The sequence below is a fragment of the Pseudomonas sp. LPB4.O genome, assembly GCF_038383825.1.
Classification (GTDB): domain Bacteria; phylum Pseudomonadota; class Gammaproteobacteria; order Pseudomonadales; family Pseudomonadaceae; genus Aquipseudomonas; species Aquipseudomonas putida.
Map to the genome: position 1 here is coordinate 5,779,695 of NZ_CP151298.1, position 16,230 is coordinate 5,795,924.

Genomic DNA, 16,230 nt, shown 5'->3' on the forward strand with positions numbered 1-16,230 from the left:
TTGCAGCCCCAAAGGTTGGCAACCCGCTCCCGGCAACGGATAATGCCCAGTTTTTCCACCTGCGCATCCAGGCGCTCACCGCGCTTGCGGTCGAAAAGAGATCCCCATGAAAGACACCATTCGCCAGCTGATCCAGCAAGCCCTCACCCAACTCGTCACCGACGGTGTGCTGCCTGACGGGCTGTCGCCGGCGATCCAGGTGGAAAACGCCCGGGACAAGACCCACGGCGACTTCGCCAGCAACATCGCCATGATGCTGGCCAAGCAGGCAGGCATGAAGCCACGCGACCTGGCTGAAAAACTGATCGCCGCCCTGCCCGCCAGCGCCGACATCAGCAAGGTGGAAATCGCTGGCCCCGGCTTCCTCAACTTCTTCCAGAACACCGAAGCCCTGGCCAACCGCCTGGATGCCGCCCTGGCCGATGACCATCTGGGCGTGCGCAAGGCCGGCCCGCGCGAAAAGGTCGTCATCGACATGTCGGCGCCGAACCTGGCCAAAGAAATGCACGTCGGTCACCTGCGCTCGACCATCATCGGTGACAGCGTCGCACGCGTGCTGGAATTTTTGGGTGACAACGTCATCCGCCAGAACCACGTCGGCGACTGGGGTACCCAGTTCGGCATGCTGATGGCCTACCTGCAGGAAAACCCGATCACCAGTGACGAGCTGTCAGACCTGGAAAACTTCTACCGGGCGGCGAAGAAACGCTTCGACGAATCCGAAGAGTTCGCCACGCGCGCCCGTGGCCTGGTGGTCAAGCTGCAGGCCGGCGACCCCGAGTGCCTGGCCTTGTGGACACGCTTCAAGGACATCTCGCTGTCGCACTGCCAGAAGACCTACGAGCTGCTCAACGTCAAGCTGACCATGGCCGACGTGATGGGCGAAAGCGCGTACAACGACGACCTGGCCAACGTGGTGGCTGACCTCAAGGCCAAGGGCCTGTTGGTGGAGGACCAAGGCGCCCAGTGCGTGTTCCTCGAGGAATTCAAGAACAGCGAAGGCGAACCACTGCCGGTGATCGTGCAGAAAGCCGACGGCGGCTACCTGTACGCCACCACCGACCTGGCCGCCGTGCGTTACCGCAGCAACGTGCTCCACGCTGACCGCGCCCTGTACTTTGTCGACCAGCGCCAGGCCCTGCACTTCAACCAGGTGTTCGAAGTAGCGCGCCGCGCAGGCTTTGTCGGCCACCCGATGCAGATGGAGCACATGGGCTTCGGCACCATGAACGGCGCCGACGGCCGCCCGTTCAAGACCCGCGACGGCGGCACCGTCAAGCTGATCGACCTGCTCACCGAAGCCAAGGAGCGTGCCTACGCGCTGGTCAAGGAGAAGAACCCGAGCCTGGCTGACGAAGATCTGCGACACATCGGCGAAGTGGTGGGCATTGGCGCGGTGAAATACGCCGACCTGTCCAAGCACCGCACCAGCGACTACAGCTTCAACTTCGAGCTGATGCTCAACTTCGAAGGCAACACCGCCCCTTACCTGCTGTACGCCTACACCCGCGTAGCCGGCGTATTCCGCAAGCTGGGCAAAAGCTTTGACGAAGTCGACGGCAAGATCGTGCTGCAGGCCGCCCATGAGCAGGACCTGGCCGCGCGCCTGGCGCAGTTTGGCGAAACCCTCAATAGCGTCGCCGACAAAGGCACGCCGCACGTGCTGTGCAGCTACCTGTACGACCTGGCCGGCCTGTTCTCCAGCTTCTACGAGAACTGCCCGATCCTCGCCGCCGACACCCCGGAGCAACAGCAAAGCCGCCTGCGCCTGGCCGCCCTGACCGGCCGTACCCTCAAACAAGGTCTGGAACTGCTCGGCCTGGAAACCCTGGAGCGCATGTAAGTTGGCTGCCAAGAAAAAACCCGCCCCAAAACGCGGCGCCAGCCGCCAGACGGCACCGGCCAAACAGCCGATCCCTGGTTGGGTATGGATGGCCGTTGGCCTCACCGTCGGCGCGTTCATCGTGTTCCTGATGAAGCTCGAGCCCGGTGGCGATGACATCAAGCGCGCCAAGCCCGATCAGCAGAAGCCGGAGAAAGTGGCCGAAGCGAGCAAGCCTGCGCAGGCCACCCCACAGCAGCCGGTGAAGCCGAAGTACGACTTCTACACCCTGCTGCCGGAGTCCGAGGTGATCGTGCCGCCGGAGGCCGTGCCCGAGAAGACACCACCGGTACCCGCCCAGCCGGTGACCCCGGTGACGCCGGCAGAAGCTGCGAAAATCGACACCGCCCGCGCCCAGGCGGCGTTGCTGGGCCAGACCCCGCCACCGCCACCGCCGGTGATCAAGCCGGCTGCGACCACCCAGTACTTCCTGCAGGCTGGCTCGTTCCGCAAGCAGGCCGATGCCGACAAGGTCCGCGCGCAGATCATCCTGCTGGGCCAGTCGGTGAAGGTGGAGTCGGGTACGGTCAAGGACGAGACGTGGTACCGCGTACTGGTCGGGCCGTTCACCAACCGTGAACAGCTGACCGGTGCGCAGAAGCAACTGGCCGGGGCCGGGTTCAGCAACCTGCTGCTGCAACAACGGCAGACGCGGCAGTAACCCAGCAACAAAAAAGGCCTTGCCGCTTCGGTGCGACAAGGCCTTTTCATTACCCGCGAAGCATTTCAACGCAAGGCGTTACGCTCGGAGACCTGGCTGTTCAACGTCCAGAAATCGTACAGCACCCCCACCAGGAACAAGCCGCCGGTAAAGAAGTAGATGATCGCGGTGATCCACTTGCCCTGATACAGCCGGTGCAGGCCAAACACCCCTAGGAAGGTCAGCAGAACCCAGGCGATGTTGTAGTCGATACGGCCAGACTGGAACCTCAGATCGGCTTCACGGTCCATGGACGGGATCAGAAACAGGTCGATCAGCCAACCGATGCCCAGCAGGCCGAAGGTAAAGAACCAGAGGGTCCCGGTAATCGGCTTGCCGTAATAGAAACGATGCGACCCGGTGAAGCCAAAAATCCACAGCAGGTAACCAATGGTCTTGCTGTGGGTGTCGTGAAAAGGCGCCCCCTGTTGATAACTGTTCATGCGTAGCCCTCGTGGGTTATCCGAAAATTTTCTAAAAAAAAATGTGACTTTCTCGTCGCAGGCCGACGTACGGCACCTGGGCAATCGACCAACGGATCAAAGATTGATCAAAAAGCTGTTATAAAGTTGCGCGCCCAACACATAACTATTCATAAGAGCTTCATCTATGCCGCCTTTGATCAAGACATGGCTGACCCTCTGCCTATTATTGCCCCTGGCCGCCCACGCCACCAATCGTGAGCAACGTCTTCCCAATGGTTTCACCGGCTATACCACCAATGCCTCGGTGAAACACGCGCCGGTCAAGCAGACCGCACTACGCGCACGCCCGAGCAATGCCGCCAGCAACCGCGGCTTGCCAGTGGCTGCCATGTCGCCGAAGCAGAGCAGCGATGTGCTCAGCCGTGCCGTGAATGTGCTCGGTACCCCTTACGTTTGGGGTGGCAGCAGCCCGAAAAAAGGCTTTGACTGCAGCGGGCTGGTGAAATACGCCTTCAACGATGTCGCCGACGTCGACCTGCCGCGCACCTCCAATGCCATGGCCCAAGGCCACGGCGTCAAGGTGGCCAAGGGTGACCTCAAGCCTGGCGACCTGATTTTCTTCAACATCAAGAGCCGCCGGGTGAACCATGTTGCCATCTACCTGGGCAACGACCGCTTCATCCACGCACCACGGCGTGGCAAGCGGGTAAGCATCGACAACCTGAGCAAGCCCTACTGGCAAAAACACTACGTAGTGGCCAAGCGGGTGCTGCCGAAGGAACAGCAGCAGCTGAACCTGGCCAAGCGCTAACAGGTCCGGCCTCTTCGCGGGCACGCCCGCTCCCACAGGTACAGCACAGCCTTCGAACCCTGTGCCGTACCTGTGGGAGCGGGCGTGCCCGCGAAGAGGCCTGAGCAGGCACTATAACCCTCTGATCAGTCCGCTCTCCTTAAGCTCCCGCATCGCCCCCTCCATCGTCCGCATCCCCTGCGCCGCCCCGCCCTGCATCACCGAACACAACTGCGCCATTCGCCCCTCCCGCACCAGGTTGCGCACCGCCGGCGTCGCCACCAGCACTTCCCGCGCCGCCACCCGCCCACCGCCCACACGCCTGACCAGTACCTGCGCCACTACAAGGCGCAACGACTCGGCCAACATCGCTCGCACCAAGGGCTTTTCCTCGGCAGCAAACACCTCCACCAACCGGTCAACGCTGCTGGCCGCCGATCGCGTATGCACGGTCGCCAGCACCAGGTGCCCGGTCTCGGCTGCGCGCAAGGCCAGGCGAACGCTTTCCAGGTCACGTAGCTCACCGATCATGATCACATCCGGGTCCTGGCGCAGCGCACTGCGCAGCCCCTGGGCGAAGCCGCAGCTATGGCGGCCAATCTCACGCTGGTTGATCAGGCTGCGCTGGCTGCTGTGGATAACTTCGACCGGGTCTTCTAGGGTGATGATGTGCAGCGCCCGTTCGCGGTTCAGCTGGTCGATCAACGTCGCCAGGGTGCTGGACTTGCCACTGCCGGTAGGCCCACCGACCAGAATCAGGCCATCAGTGCATTGCGCAACAGCTTGATACACATCCCCCAAGTCGAGCTCATCCAGCGTGGCGATCCGCCCCGGAATCAGCCGGAAGGTAGCCCCGGGGCCGTTCAGTTGGCGAAACAGGTTCAGCCGAAAGCGGCCAAGCGCAGGCAACTCCAGCGCCAGGTCCAGCTCATCGCCCTGGGCCCATTGCCGCCGTTGGTGTTCAGCCAGCAAGGGCGCCATGCCTTCGGCCAGGTCTGCCGGCACCAGAGCCGGCAAATTCATGCGTTGCAAGTCACCCTCAAGGCGCAGCATCGGGATCTGGCCCGCCGCCAGGTGCAGGTCCGAAGCCCCCGCATCCACGGCCCGGGCCAACAGGTCGGTCACATCCATGAGACTCCCCAAAGGCCTTCAAGTAGGTAGAATGCCGCAGACCCTACAGCCGCCGGCATCCGTCCATGTCCACCCTAGCAGACAACCTTTCCGCTATTTCCGCCCGTATCGCCAGCGCTGCCCAGGCTGCCGGGCGCGATCCGGCCAGCGTTCAGTTGCTGGCCGTGAGCAAGACCAAGCCCGCCAGTGCCATTCGCGAAATCCACGCCGCTGGCGTGCGCGATGTCGGGGAAAACTACCTACAGGAAGCGCTGACAAAGCAGCAGGAGCTAAGCGACCTGCCCTTGATCTGGCACTTCATCGGCCCCATTCAGTCGAACAAGACCAAAGCCATCGCCGAGCATTTCGACTGGGTGCATTCCGTGGACCGCCTGAAAATTGCCCAACGCCTGTCCGAGCAGCGCCCTGCCGGCCTGGCGCCACTGAACCTCTGCCTGCAAGTGAACGTGAGCGGCGAAGACAGCAAGTCTGGCTGCGCCCCCGCCGACCTTCCGGCCCTGGCCAAGGCCGTGGCCGGGCTGCCCAACCTGCGCTTGCGCGGGTTGATGGCAATCCCCGAGCCCACCGACGACCGCGCCGCCCAGGAAGCTTCCTTCGCCCGCTTGCGCCAGTTGCAGGAAAGCCTGGGCCTTGGCCTGGACACCCTGTCCATGGGCATGAGCCACGACCTGGAAGCGGCTATCGCACAGGGTGCGACCTGGGTACGCATCGGCACCGCCCTGTTCGGTGCCCGCGACTACGGCCAAAACTGACTCCATGCTTTACTCACTCTTCCCCACAAGGACCTGACATGAGCAAGACACGTATTGCCTTTATCGGCGCCGGCAACATGGCCGCCAGCCTGATCGGTGGTTTGCGTGCCCAGGGCCTGGACGCCTCGCAGATCCGCGCCAGCGACCCGGGCGCCGAGACCCGCACCCGCATCCAGGCCGAGCACGGCATCGAAACGTTCGAGAACAACGCCCAGGCCATCGACGGCGCCGACGTCATCGTCCTGGCGGTCAAGCCGCAGGTCATGAAAGCCGTGTGCCAGGCCCTGCAACCCAACCTGCAGGATGGCCAACTGATCGTTTCCATCGCCGCCGGCATCACCTGTGCCAGCCTGCAAAGCTGGCTGGGCGCTCGCCCGGTGGTGCGCTGCATGCCCAATACCCCTGCGCTGCTGCGCCAGGGCGTAAGCGGCCTGTACGCAACCGCAGAAGTGTCCGACACGCAGCGCCAGCAGGCCGAACAACTGCTGTCGGCTGTCGGCACGGCCCTGTGGCTGGATCAGGAACAACAACTGGACGCCGTGACCGCAGTGTCCGGCAGCGGCCCTGCGTACTTCTTCCTGCTGATCGAGGCCATGACCGCAGCAGGCGAAAAGCTCGGCCTGCCACGTGAAACCGCTTCCCGGCTGACCTTGCAGACCGCCCTTGGCGCTGCCCGCATGGCGGTTGCCAGCGATGTCGATGCCGCCGAGCTGCGCCGCCGCGTCACCTCGCCCGCCGGCACCACCGAAGCTGCGATCAAATCGTTCCAGGCTAGCGGCTTCGAAGCCATCGTCGAGCAGGCGCTGCAGGCTGCGGCCACGCGCTCCGCCGAACTGGCCGAACAACTGGGCAAATAAGGAGCTTTAGATGAATGCACTGTCCGGCGCCGCGATCTTCGTGGTGCAAACCCTGGTCAGCCTCTACTTGGTGATCGTCCTGCTGCGTTTTGTCCTGCAACTGGTCAAAGCCAACTTCTATAACCCGCTGTGCCAGTTCGCAGTGCGCGCCACGCAGCCGCTGCTCAAGCCAATCCGCCGGATCATCCCCAGCATCGGTGGGCTGGACACCTCGTCGCTGCTGCTGGCGGTCATCATCCAGGCCCTGCTGATGGGCTTCGTGCTGATGGTCACCTACGGCACCTTCGGTGACGTCCTGCACCTGCTGATGTGGGCGATCATCGGCATCACCTCGCTGTTCCTGAAGATTTTCTGGGTGGCGATGATTGTCATGGTCATCGTCTCCTGGGTTGCCCCCAACAGCCACAACCCGGCCGCCGAGCTGGCCTATCAGATCAGCGAGCCGGTGCTGGCACCGTTCCGCCGCCTCGTGCCCAACCTGGGCGGCATGGACATCTCGCCGATCTTCGCCTTCCTGGCGATCCAGGTGATCCAATCGTTCGTCATGCCCCCGCTGGCCGCCTACGCAGGCATGCCACAAGAACTGTGGCGCATGATCTGACCCTGGTTGCTTCCAGCGGCAAGCCTTTGCTTGCCGCTGGGGGTAGCGCTCTTTAGACTTACGCCTCCGTCAAGCGTGAGCAGGGTCGATGTCCACTGTCTTTCCCGAAGATTCCGTCGGTCTGGTAGTACCGCAAACCGCCCGGTTCGATGAACCGCTGGCACTGGCTTGTGGCCGCTCCCTGGCCAGTTACGAGCTGGTCTACGAGACCTATGGCACCCTGAACGCCAGCGCGAGCAACGCCGTGCTGATCTGCCATGCCCTGTCCGGCCACCACCATGCCGCCGGCTACCATGCCGCCACCGACCGCAAACCGGGATGGTGGGACAGCTGCATCGGCCCTGGCAAACCGATCGACACCAACCGCTTCTTCGTGGTCAGCCTGAACAACCTCGGCGGCTGCAACGGCAGCACCGGCCCCAGCAGCGTCAACCCGGCCACGGGCAAGCCTTACGGCGCCGACTTTCCGGTACTGACCGTAGAGGACTGGGTGCACAGCCAAGTGCGCCTGGGCGAGCGCCTGGGCATCCAGCAATGGGCCGCTGTCGTCGGCGGCAGCCTGGGCGGCATGCAGGCCCTGCAATGGACCATCAGCTACCCGGAGCGTGTGCGCCATTGCGTCGACATCGCCTCGGCACCCAAGCTGTCGGCGCAGAACATCGCCTTCAACGAAGTAGCTCGCCAGGCAATCCTCACCGACCCCGAATTCCATGGGGGTTCGTTCCAGGATCAGGGTGTGATTCCCAAGCGCGGCCTGATGCTGGCACGCATGGTCGGTCACATCACCTACCTGTCCGACGACTCGATGGGTGAGAAATTTGGCCGTGAACTGAAAAGCGACAAGCTCAACTACGACTTCCACAGCGTCGAGTTCCAGGTCGAAAGCTACCTGCGCTACCAGGGCGAGGAGTTTTCTGGCCGTTTCGACGCCAACACCTACTTGCTGATGACCAAGGCGCTGGACTACTTCGACCCGGCCGCAGCTCAAGGCGGTGACCTGGCTGCCACCCTGGCTCACGTGAAGGCGGATTACTGCATCATGTCGTTCACCACCGACTGGCGCTTCTCGCCGGCCCGCTCGCGCGAGATCGTCGACGCCCTGATGGCTGCGCGCAAGAACGTCTGCTACCTGGAGATCGAATCGCCTTACGGGCACGATGCCTTCCTGATCCCCACGCCTCGCTACATCCAGGGTTTCTCGAACTACATGAACCGCATTGCCATCTGAGGACAGCATGAGAGCCGATCTGGAAATCATCCACGACTGGATCCCCGCCGGCAGCCGGGTACTCGACCTGGGCTGCGGCAGCGGCGAACTGCTGGCCTCGCTGCGTGACCGCAAGCAGGTCACCGGCTATGGCCTGGAGATCGACGCCGACAACATCGCCGCCTGCGTGGCCAAGGGCGTCAACGTCATCGAGCAGGACCTGGACAAGGGCCTGGGCAACTTCGCCAGCAACAGTTTCGACGTAGTGATCATGACCCAGGCCCTGCAGGCCGTGGAGTACCCCGACCGCATCCTCGACGAGATGCTGCGTGTGGGCCGCCAGTGCATCATCACCTTCCCCAACTTCGGCCACTGGCGCTGCCGCTGGTACCTGGCGACCAAAGGCCGCATGCCAGTATCGGACTTCATGCCGTATACCTGGTACAACACGCCGAACATCCACTTCTGCACCTTCGCCGACTTCGAGGAGCTGGTGCACGAACGCAGGGCCAAGGTGCTTGACCGCCTGGCCGTCGACCACTTGCACCGCAACGGGTGGGGTGGCCGGCTTTGGCCTAATCTTCTAGGTGAGATCGGCATCTACCGCGTCAGCAGCCCGGGCCTGCCAGAGCACCAGCTCGCTGTCTGACGCCCACCGGAGGAATTGCCCCATGCGTCGCCTAGCCCTGTTCCTGATCAGCCTGTGCCTGGCATTGCCGGTACTGGCTGCCGATGCCGCCCGGCCCGAGCGCAAGGAAGTGTTTGGCGACGTGACGGTGCATTACAGCGCATTCACGTCGAGCATGCTTACACCCAAGGTGGCCGCAGCCACCGGGCTGATACGCAGCAAGAATCAGGGCGTGCTCAACATTACCGTGCTCAAGGCCGACAAACCTGCCATGGCGGTGGTCAGCGGCACCGTCAAGGACCTGACCGGGCGCAGCAGCCCGCTGTCGTTCAAGCAGGTTACCGAACAGGGCGCGGTGTACTACATCGCCCAGTTCAAGATCGACCAGCCAGAAACCGTCACCTTCGACCTGAACATCGAAACAGGCGGCATCAGTAACTCCCTCAGCTTCAACCAGGAAGTGTTCCCAGGCGAATGATGAATTTCCAGCAACTCGTATTGGCCAGCCATAACGCCGGCAAACTCAAGGAACTCCAGGCCATGCTCGGCCAGTCCGTGCAGCTGCGCTCGATTGGCGAGTTCAGCCAGGTCGAGCCGGAAGAAACCGGCCTGTCGTTTGTCGAGAACGCCATCCTCAAGGCACGCAACGCCGCGCGTATTTCCGGGCTGCCCGCCTTGGCCGACGATTCCGGCCTGGCCGTGGACTTCCTCGGTGGTGCGCCGGGTATCTACTCGGCACGCTATGCCGACGGCCAGGGTGACGCAGCGAACAACGCCAAGCTGCTCGAGGCCCTGAAAGACGTGCCCGAAGGCGAGCGCGGCGCGCAGTTCGTCTGCGTCCTGGCGCTGGTGCGCCATGCCGACGACCCGTTGCCGATCCTGTGCGAAGGCCTGTGGCACGGCAGCATCCTGTTCGAAGCCAGCGGCGAGCACGGTTTCGGCTACGACCCGCTGTTCTGGGTACCGGAGCGCAACTGCTCCAGCGCCGACCTGGCCCCGGCAGATAAAAACCAGCTCAGCCACCGCGCCCGTGCCATGGCCCTGCTGCGCCAACGTCTGGGCCTGGCATGATCGAAATGCTGTCCTCTCCCGGCGCGGCGGCCTTTACCAGCCTGCCGCCGCTGGCGCTGTACATCCACATCCCGTGGTGCGTACGCAAATGCCCTTACTGCGACTTCAACTCCCACGCTGCCGGGCCTGAACTGCCGGAAGACGCCTACGTCTCGGCCCTGCTGGACGACCTTGACCAGGAGCTGGCCGCCGTACAGGGCCGCCCGATCAGCTCGATCTTCTTTGGTGGCGGTACACCCAGCCTGTTCAGTGCCAACGCCCTGGGGCGGCTGCTGCGCGGCGTGGAACGACGCATCCCGTTCGCGCCAGACATCGAAATCACCCTGGAGGCCAACCCGGGTACCTTCGAGCAGGACAAGTTCAAGGCCTACCGGCAAACCGGCATCAACCGCCTGTCCATCGGCGTACAGAGCTTCCAGCCAGCCAAGCTGGAGGCGCTGGGACGCATCCACAATGGTGACGAAGCGGTCCGTGCTGCCGGCATGGCGCGTGCTGCCGGCTTCGACAACTTCAACATGGACCTGATGCACGGCCTGCCCGACCAGTCGCTGGATGACGCGCTGGGTGACCTGCGCCAGGCCATCGACCTGGGGCCGACGCACCTGTCGTGGTACCAGCTGACAGTGGAACCGAACACGGTGTTCTGGAACCAGCCGCCAGAGCTGCCCGAGGACGACATCCTCTGGGACATCCAGGAGGCGGGCCAGGCACTGATGGCCGAGCACGGGTTCCGCCAGTATGAAGTTTCGGCCTATGCCCAGGCGGACCGCGCCGCGCGGCACAACCTCAACTACTGGCGCTTTGGCGACTTCATCGGCATTGGTGCCGGTGCACACGGCAAGCTGACCTTCGCCGACGGCCGCATCCTGCGCACCTGGAAAACCCGCCTGCCCAAGGACTACCTGAACCTGGCCAAGCCGTTCAAGGCCGGCGAGAAGCTGCTGCCGGTCGACGAGCTGCCGTTCGAGTTCCTGATGAACGCCTTGCGCCTGACCGATGGCGTGGAAGCCGAACTGTTCACCCAGCGCACTGGTTTGCCGCTTGCACAACTGCGCGAGGCACGCCGCGCCGCCGAACAAAAAGGCCTTTTACAGGTCGAACCGGATCGACTGGTAGCCACGCCAAGGGGCCAGTTGTTCCTCAACGACCTGCTGCAGTATTTCTTGACCTAAGGATGACCCATGGATCTGGTACTTGATCTACTCGCGACGGTTTCCCGCTGGAGCCGCGGCAATCTGTCGGAGATTTCACTGGCCTTGGTAGGCTGCCTGCTGGTGCTGTTCGGCAGCGATGTCAAAGCCTGGGCCGAACAACGCCTCGGTGGCCTGGCGGGTGCACTGCGGGTGCCGTTCATGGCGCTGATGGTGATGGTGGGCAGCGGTGCGGCACTGATCTACGCCACGCCGTGGGTGGTGAAGGGGCTGGGCCAGTTCAACAACTACGCGCTGGCGCCGGTGTTGCTGGTGGTGCTGGTGTTGATTGGTGTGGTGGCTGATCGCCGAGGGTAAGGGTTGCAAAAAGCTGCCCCGGGAAACCAGGGCAGCCCTACCACCTGACTAGCCCTTAACGGGCATCATCGAAGTGGTCACGCATGAAGTCCCGAACGGTCTTGAGCACAATCAAGATCCGAATGAGCTTCCAGACGCGGCTCAGCGCATCAAGCAAACGCTTCATATGCCTTGGCCTCCGTGTTGGCGGGCCAATCTTCCAGCATCTAACCGGCACTTCGATGCCTTCGAAAACTCTGGGGACGTGTTCGGTGAAGTGGCCAGGTTAATGGCCCTTCGAAGTCAGTTACCGGCACGGTTCTCAGGCCGTGTCGAAGGGGCCGGAAAGCAGAATTCTTCTCCTACCCGACCCATCACCGAATTTTTCCCCACAGGAGCAACACGATGATAATTGGGATGCGCAATCAAAGCTGTTAACCGCGCAGACACACGTGATGCTGGATATTTCTGATCGTTGACGCGCCCTTTTTGGCTGCTTATGATCCCCTGACTGTGGGGACGTTTTCGGTGAAGTCCCAGAGCGAAGGATACTCAGTCCTGTCGCTCACAAAAAAACCGCCTTTCTCAAGGCGGTTTTTTTCGCCCGCATTTCTGCAAGCACCAGCACATCGAAAGGCCAGATCAGCCGATCAATCCGCCTTCTCGAACTTCAAGTCCCATACCCCATGCCCCAGCCGCTCGCCGCGGCGTTCGAACTTGGTGATCGGGCGCTCTTCCGGGCGTGGCACGTAGGTGCCGTCGGCTGCACGGTTGCGATAGCCCGGGGCGGCGCTCATCACTTCCAGCATGTACTCGGCATACGGCTCCCAGTCGGTGGCCATGTGGAACACGCCACCAGGCTTGAGCTTGCGACGTACCAGCTCGGCAAACTCCAGCTGGACGATGCGGCGCTTGTGGTGGCGCGCCTTGTGCCAAGGGTCTGGGAAGAACAGCATCAGGCGGTCGAGGCTGTTGTCCGCCACACAGCGGTTCAGCACTTCGATGGCATCGCAGTCGTACACCCGCAGGTTCTTCAGGCCCTGAGTCAGTACGCCGTTCAGCAGCGCGCCGACACCCGGGCGGTGCACTTCCACACCGATAAAATCCTGCTCAGGCGCGGCAGCCGCCATTTCCAGCAGGGAATGGCCCATGCCGAAGCCGATCTCCAGGGTGCGCGGCGCCGAACGGCCGAACACCTGGTCATAGTCCACCGGGCTGTCGGCCAGCGGCAGGATGTACAGCGGGCCGCCCTGGTCCAAGCCGCGTTGCTGGCCTTCGGTCATGCGCCCGGCGCGCATCACGAAGCTTTTGATGCGGCGGTGTGGGCGGGCTTCGCCGTCGGGGGTGATCGGCGTATCGTGCGATTCAGTCATCAGGAGCTCTTACTTGATCAGACCATCCAGCGGCGAAGAGGCGCTGGCATAGAGTTTCTTCGGCATACGGCCGGCCAGGTAGGCCATGCGACCGGCGACGATGGCGTGCTTCATGGCTTCGGCCATCAGCACCGGCTGCTGGGCGTGGGCGATGGCCGAGTTCATCAGCACTGCCTCGCAGCCCATTTCCATGGCGATGGTGGCGTCAGAAGCGGTACCTACGCCGGCATCGACCAGCACCGGCACCTTGGATTCTTCCAGGATGATCTGCAGGTTGTAGGGGTTGCAGATGCCCAGGCCGGTGCCAATCAGGCCAGCCAGCGGCATGACCGCGATGCAGCCGACTTCGGCCAGCTGACGGGCGATGATCGGGTCGTCGCTGGTGTACACCATTACGTCGAAACCTTCCTTGACCAGCACTTCGGCGGCCTTGAGGGTTTCGATCACGTTGGGGAACAGGGTTTTCTGGTCGGCCAGCACTTCCAGTTTCACCAGCGTGCGGGATTCGTGCGACTTGCGCCCGTCCAGCAGTTCACGAGCCAGACGGCAGGTGCGCACCGCTTCCACCGCGTCAAAGCAGCCTGCGGTGTTCGGCAGGATGGTGTACTTGTCGGGCGACAGTACGTCGAGCAGGTTCGGCTCGCCCGCATTCTGGCCAAGGTTGGTGCGGCGTACGGCGACGGTGACGATTTCGGCACCCGAGGCCTCGGTGGCCAGGCGGGTTTCTTCCATGTCACGGTACTTGCCGGTGCCGACCAGCAGGCGCGACTGGAAAGTACGCCCGGCCAGGGTGAAGGGCTTGTCGCTACGAACGTTGCTCATCGTTGTTCCTCGGGAATAGGTTGCTGGGCTTGCTTGTAAACCGCCGGGCTGCTGTCAGCCACCACCGATGGCGTGGACCACTTCGACCTGGTCGCCGTCGTTCAGCACCGTGCTGTCGTGCTGGCTACGCGGCACGATATCCAGGTTCAGCTCTACTGCCACACGGCGCCCGGTCAGTTCCAGGCGCGTCAGCAGGGCTGCAACGCTTTCGCCAGCAGGCAGTTCGTAAGGTTCACCGTTCAGTTGAATGCGCATGCGCACGGCCACCATTGTTCTTTGGGGCCCGCATTCTAGCGCCGAACCCACCTGCAACCCAAGGCCGGTGCACGCCATTAGTCGCGATTGTGGACCACTCGGTCAGCCCAGCCGCCAGGCTGCCAGGCCCAGGCACAGCCAGCCGGCCAGGAAGCACAGGCCGCCGATCGGCGTGATGATGCCCAGCTTGCCGAGGCCGCTGAGGGTCAGCAGGTACAGGCTGCCGGAGAACAGCACGATGCCTAAGGCAAACAGGCCGCCAGCCCAGCCGACCAGGCGCCCGGGCAGGTGTACCGAGAGCACGGCGACGGCGAAGATCGCCAAGGCATGCACCAGCTGGTAGGTCACGCCCGTGTGGAAGATCGCCAGGTAGTCTGCCGTCAGCCGGCTTTTCAGGCCGTGGGCAGCGAAGGCACCCAGGGCGACCCCGGTAAAGCCGAAAAAGGCGGCAAGCATCAGGAAGCTGCGAAGCATGGGACGACTCCTTGTATCGGGTCTGTATAATGGCCCCTTCCACCCGTACGGCCAAGCCATCGCCATGCTGCCAACCCTTCTCCGCCGCCTCTCCCGTGCCCTGCTATGGTTTGCTGCCGGCAGCATTGTGCTGGTACTGGTGTTCCGCTGGGTGCCACCACCCGGCACGGCCCTGATGGTCGAGCGCAAGGTGCAGTCTTGGGTGAATGGAGAATCCATCGATCTGCAGCGCGACTGGGAGCCGTGGGAGAACATCTCCGATGAGCTGAAGGTTGCCGTCATCGCCGGCGAGGACCAGAAGTTCGCCAGCCACTGGGGGTTCGACATCCCGGCTATCCAGGCGGCGCTGGCCTACAACGAGCGCGGCGGCAATGTTCGCGGTGCCAGCACCCTGACCCAGCAAGTGGCCAAGAACCTGTTCCTGTGGTCCGGGCGCAGCTGGTTCCGTAAAGGGCTGGAGGCCTGGTTCACGGCCCTGATCGAGCTGTTCTGGTCCAAGGAGCGGATTCTTGAGGTTTACCTGAACAGTGCCGAATGGGGCAAAGGCGTATTTGGCGCCCAGGCAGCGGCGCGTTATCACTTTGGTGTCGATGCCAGTCGGCTCAGCCGCCAGCAGGCCGCACAACTGGCCGCAGTGCTGCCAAGCCCGATCAAGTGGAGTGCCAGCCGGCCAAGTGCCTATGTGGCTAGCCGGGCGGGGTGGATTCGCCGGCAGATGAGCCAGTTGGGTGGGCCCGGTTACCTGATGCAGCTCGATACTTCGCGCAAGCTTTGAATTTTGCGGTGATGCGCAAATCGAGCGCCGCGCGGGCGGCGCTCGATCTCTCGGGCGTCACAACATTCACGCCGTGCACAAAAAAGCCGCTCGCCCCATCGGGGCCAGCGGCTTCTCTACAACCAAGGCTCGATCAGGCTGCGATCAATGCCTTGACCTTGTTCATCGCATTTTTCTCCAGCTGGCGAATCCGCTCAGCCGATACGCTGTACTTGTCTGCCAGCTCATGCAGCGTGGCCTTCTCTTCCGCCAACCAGCGCTGATAGAGAATATCGCGGCTACGCTCGTCCAGCCCTTGCAGCGCTTCGTGCAGGTTGCTGGTGGAGTTATCGCTCCAGTCGGCATCCTCCAACTGCACCGCCGGGTCGTAACGGTGGTCTTCCAGATAATGCGCAGGCGACTGGAAGGCGCTGTCGTCGTCAGCTTCCGCTGCCGGGTCGAAGGCCATGTCCTGGCCACTCAGACGGCTTTCCATCTCACGCACTTCACGCGGTTCGACGCCAAGGCTTTCTGCCACGCGATGCACTTCGTCGTTGTTCAGCCACGCCAAGCGCTTCTTCTGGCTGCGCAGGTTGAAGAACAGCTTGCGCTGGGCCTTGGTGGTGGCCACCTTGACGATGCGCCAGTTGCGCAGAATGAACTCGTGGATCTCTGCCTTGATCCAGTGTACGGCGAACGACACCAGGCGCACGCCCATTTCCGGGTTGAAGCGCTTGACGGCCTTCATCAGGCCGACGTTGCCTTCCTGGATCAGGTCAGCCTGGGCCAGCCCGTAGCCGGCATAGCTGCGGGCGATATGTACGACGAAACGCAGGTGGGCCATCACCATTTGACGAGCGGCCTCGACATCCTGCTCATAATAGAGACGCTCGCCCAGATCACGCTCCTGCTCGACCGTCAGCAGCGGGATGCTGTTGACCGTGTGCACATAGGCTTCCAGGTTTGCACCGGGTACCAGGGCATAGGCAGGTTGCAACGATGTGGTCATTCAAGAACCTCC

Annotated in this window: 20 protein-coding genes; 13 read left to right on the forward strand and 7 right to left on the reverse strand. The window is 62.9% G+C overall.

All coding sequences use genetic code 11. The features are described from left to right. Positions 1–106 precede the first annotated feature (106 nt). Both argS and MRBLPB4O_RS26100 read left to right on the forward strand, forming a co-directional pair. A complete protein-coding gene (argS, locus tag MRBLPB4O_RS26095; RefSeq protein ID WP_341797009.1) occupies positions 107–1,843 on the forward strand; it encodes an arginine--tRNA ligase in 1,737 nt (578 codons plus the stop codon). Between the two features lies 1 nt (position 1,844). Further along, positions 1,845–2,543: an SPOR domain-containing protein gene (locus MRBLPB4O_RS26100; protein ID WP_341797010.1), complete on the forward strand. Its 699-nt coding sequence runs from the start codon at positions 1,845–1,847 to the stop codon at positions 2,541–2,543. A gap of 65 nt (positions 2,544–2,608) precedes the next feature. Here MRBLPB4O_RS26100 and MRBLPB4O_RS26105 read toward each other — a convergent pair whose 3' ends face one another. Next, complete coding sequence (locus MRBLPB4O_RS26105; RefSeq protein ID WP_016489634.1) at positions 2,609–3,025, reverse strand: TM2 domain-containing protein; 417 nt, start codon at positions 3,023–3,025, stop codon at positions 2,609–2,611. A 166-nt stretch (positions 3,026–3,191) separates the two neighbouring features. On the opposite strand from MRBLPB4O_RS26105, the gene MRBLPB4O_RS26110 reads away from it, so the two are divergent. Further along, positions 3,192–3,818, forward strand: a complete 627-nt coding sequence (locus MRBLPB4O_RS26110; RefSeq protein WP_341797011.1) for a C40 family peptidase — start codon at positions 3,192–3,194, stop codon at positions 3,816–3,818. A 111-nt stretch (positions 3,819–3,929) separates the two neighbouring features. Here MRBLPB4O_RS26110 and MRBLPB4O_RS26115 read toward each other — a convergent pair whose 3' ends face one another. Then, positions 3,930–4,928 (reverse strand): PilT/PilU family type 4a pilus ATPase, encoded by a 999-nt coding sequence (locus MRBLPB4O_RS26115; protein ID WP_341797012.1) that lies wholly within the window; start codon positions 4,926–4,928, stop codon positions 3,930–3,932. Positions 4,929–4,993: 65 nt separating this feature from the next. On the opposite strand from MRBLPB4O_RS26115, the gene MRBLPB4O_RS26120 reads away from it, so the two are divergent. The 9 genes from MRBLPB4O_RS26120 (at position 4,994) to MRBLPB4O_RS26160 (ending at position 11,552) form a co-directional block, all read left to right on the forward strand. After that, positions 4,994–5,680 carry a YggS family pyridoxal phosphate-dependent enzyme gene (locus MRBLPB4O_RS26120; RefSeq protein WP_341797013.1) on the forward strand — a complete coding sequence of 229 codons (687 nt, stop codon included), beginning with the start codon at positions 4,994–4,996 and terminating at the stop codon, positions 5,678–5,680. A 38-nt stretch (positions 5,681–5,718) separates the two neighbouring features. Next, entirely contained in the window at positions 5,719–6,537 is an 819-nt protein-coding gene (gene proC, locus MRBLPB4O_RS26125) for a pyrroline-5-carboxylate reductase (protein ID WP_341797014.1), read from the forward strand. Between the two features lie 10 nt (positions 6,538–6,547). Further along, positions 6,548–7,138: a YggT family protein gene (locus MRBLPB4O_RS26130; protein ID WP_016502058.1), complete on the forward strand. Its 591-nt coding sequence runs from the start codon at positions 6,548–6,550 to the stop codon at positions 7,136–7,138. Positions 7,139–7,226: 88 nt separating this feature from the next. Further along, positions 7,227–8,366 carry a homoserine O-acetyltransferase gene (locus tag MRBLPB4O_RS26135; RefSeq protein ID WP_341797015.1) on the forward strand — a complete coding sequence of 380 codons (1,140 nt, stop codon included), beginning with the start codon at positions 7,227–7,229 and terminating at the stop codon, positions 8,364–8,366. A gap of 7 nt (positions 8,367–8,373) precedes the next feature. Beyond that, positions 8,374–8,994, forward strand: coding sequence for a methionine biosynthesis protein MetW (gene metW, locus MRBLPB4O_RS26140; protein ID WP_016502060.1), 621 nt, complete (start codon positions 8,374–8,376; stop codon positions 8,992–8,994). A 22-nt stretch (positions 8,995–9,016) separates the two neighbouring features. Then, positions 9,017–9,451: a DUF4426 domain-containing protein gene (locus MRBLPB4O_RS26145; RefSeq protein ID WP_341797016.1), complete on the forward strand. Its 435-nt coding sequence runs from the start codon at positions 9,017–9,019 to the stop codon at positions 9,449–9,451. Then, the gene (gene rdgB / locus MRBLPB4O_RS26150) at positions 9,448–10,044 is read left to right on the forward strand and encodes an RdgB/HAM1 family non-canonical purine NTP pyrophosphatase (protein ID WP_341797017.1); all 597 of its coding nucleotides are present in this window, start codon (positions 9,448–9,450) and stop codon (positions 10,042–10,044) included. Before MRBLPB4O_RS26145 ends, rdgB begins: the two co-directional genes overlap by 4 nt. Next, a complete protein-coding gene (gene hemW, locus MRBLPB4O_RS26155) occupies positions 10,041–11,216 on the forward strand; it encodes a radical SAM family heme chaperone HemW (protein ID WP_341797018.1) in 1,176 nt (391 codons plus the stop codon). The genes rdgB and hemW overlap by 4 nt, the downstream gene beginning before the upstream one ends. Before the next feature lie 9 nt (positions 11,217–11,225). Then, positions 11,226–11,552, forward strand: a complete 327-nt coding sequence (locus tag MRBLPB4O_RS26160; protein WP_016502064.1) for a DUF3392 domain-containing protein — start codon at positions 11,226–11,228, stop codon at positions 11,550–11,552. Positions 11,553–12,181: 629 nt separating this feature from the next. On the opposite strand, the gene trmB is transcribed toward MRBLPB4O_RS26160, so the two are convergent. The 4 genes from trmB to MRBLPB4O_RS26180 form a co-directional block, all read right to left on the reverse strand. Then, complete coding sequence (trmB, locus tag MRBLPB4O_RS26165; RefSeq protein ID WP_060516925.1) at positions 12,182–12,904, reverse strand: tRNA (guanosine(46)-N7)-methyltransferase TrmB; 723 nt, start codon at positions 12,902–12,904, stop codon at positions 12,182–12,184. Between the two features lie 9 nt (positions 12,905–12,913). Next, complete coding sequence (locus tag MRBLPB4O_RS26170) at positions 12,914–13,726, reverse strand: thiazole synthase (protein ID WP_003249091.1); 813 nt, start codon at positions 13,724–13,726, stop codon at positions 12,914–12,916. A gap of 54 nt (positions 13,727–13,780) precedes the next feature. Further along, positions 13,781–13,981 (reverse strand): sulfur carrier protein ThiS, encoded by a 201-nt coding sequence (gene thiS / locus MRBLPB4O_RS26175; RefSeq protein ID WP_341797019.1) that lies wholly within the window; start codon positions 13,979–13,981, stop codon positions 13,781–13,783. A 102-nt stretch (positions 13,982–14,083) separates the two neighbouring features. Further along, entirely contained in the window at positions 14,084–14,455 is a 372-nt protein-coding gene (locus MRBLPB4O_RS26180; protein ID WP_341797020.1) for a DUF423 domain-containing protein, read from the reverse strand. Positions 14,456–14,519: 64 nt separating this feature from the next. Between MRBLPB4O_RS26180 and mtgA the strand changes: the two genes are divergently transcribed. Continuing rightward, entirely contained in the window at positions 14,520–15,230 is a 711-nt protein-coding gene (gene mtgA, locus MRBLPB4O_RS26185; RefSeq protein WP_341798935.1) for a monofunctional biosynthetic peptidoglycan transglycosylase, read from the forward strand. Positions 15,231–15,363: 133 nt separating this feature from the next. On the opposite strand, the gene rpoH is transcribed toward mtgA, so the two are convergent. Next, positions 15,364–16,218, reverse strand: coding sequence for an RNA polymerase sigma factor RpoH (gene rpoH, locus MRBLPB4O_RS26190; protein ID WP_003249083.1), 855 nt, complete (start codon positions 16,216–16,218; stop codon positions 15,364–15,366). Positions 16,219–16,230: the final 12 nt, after the last annotated feature.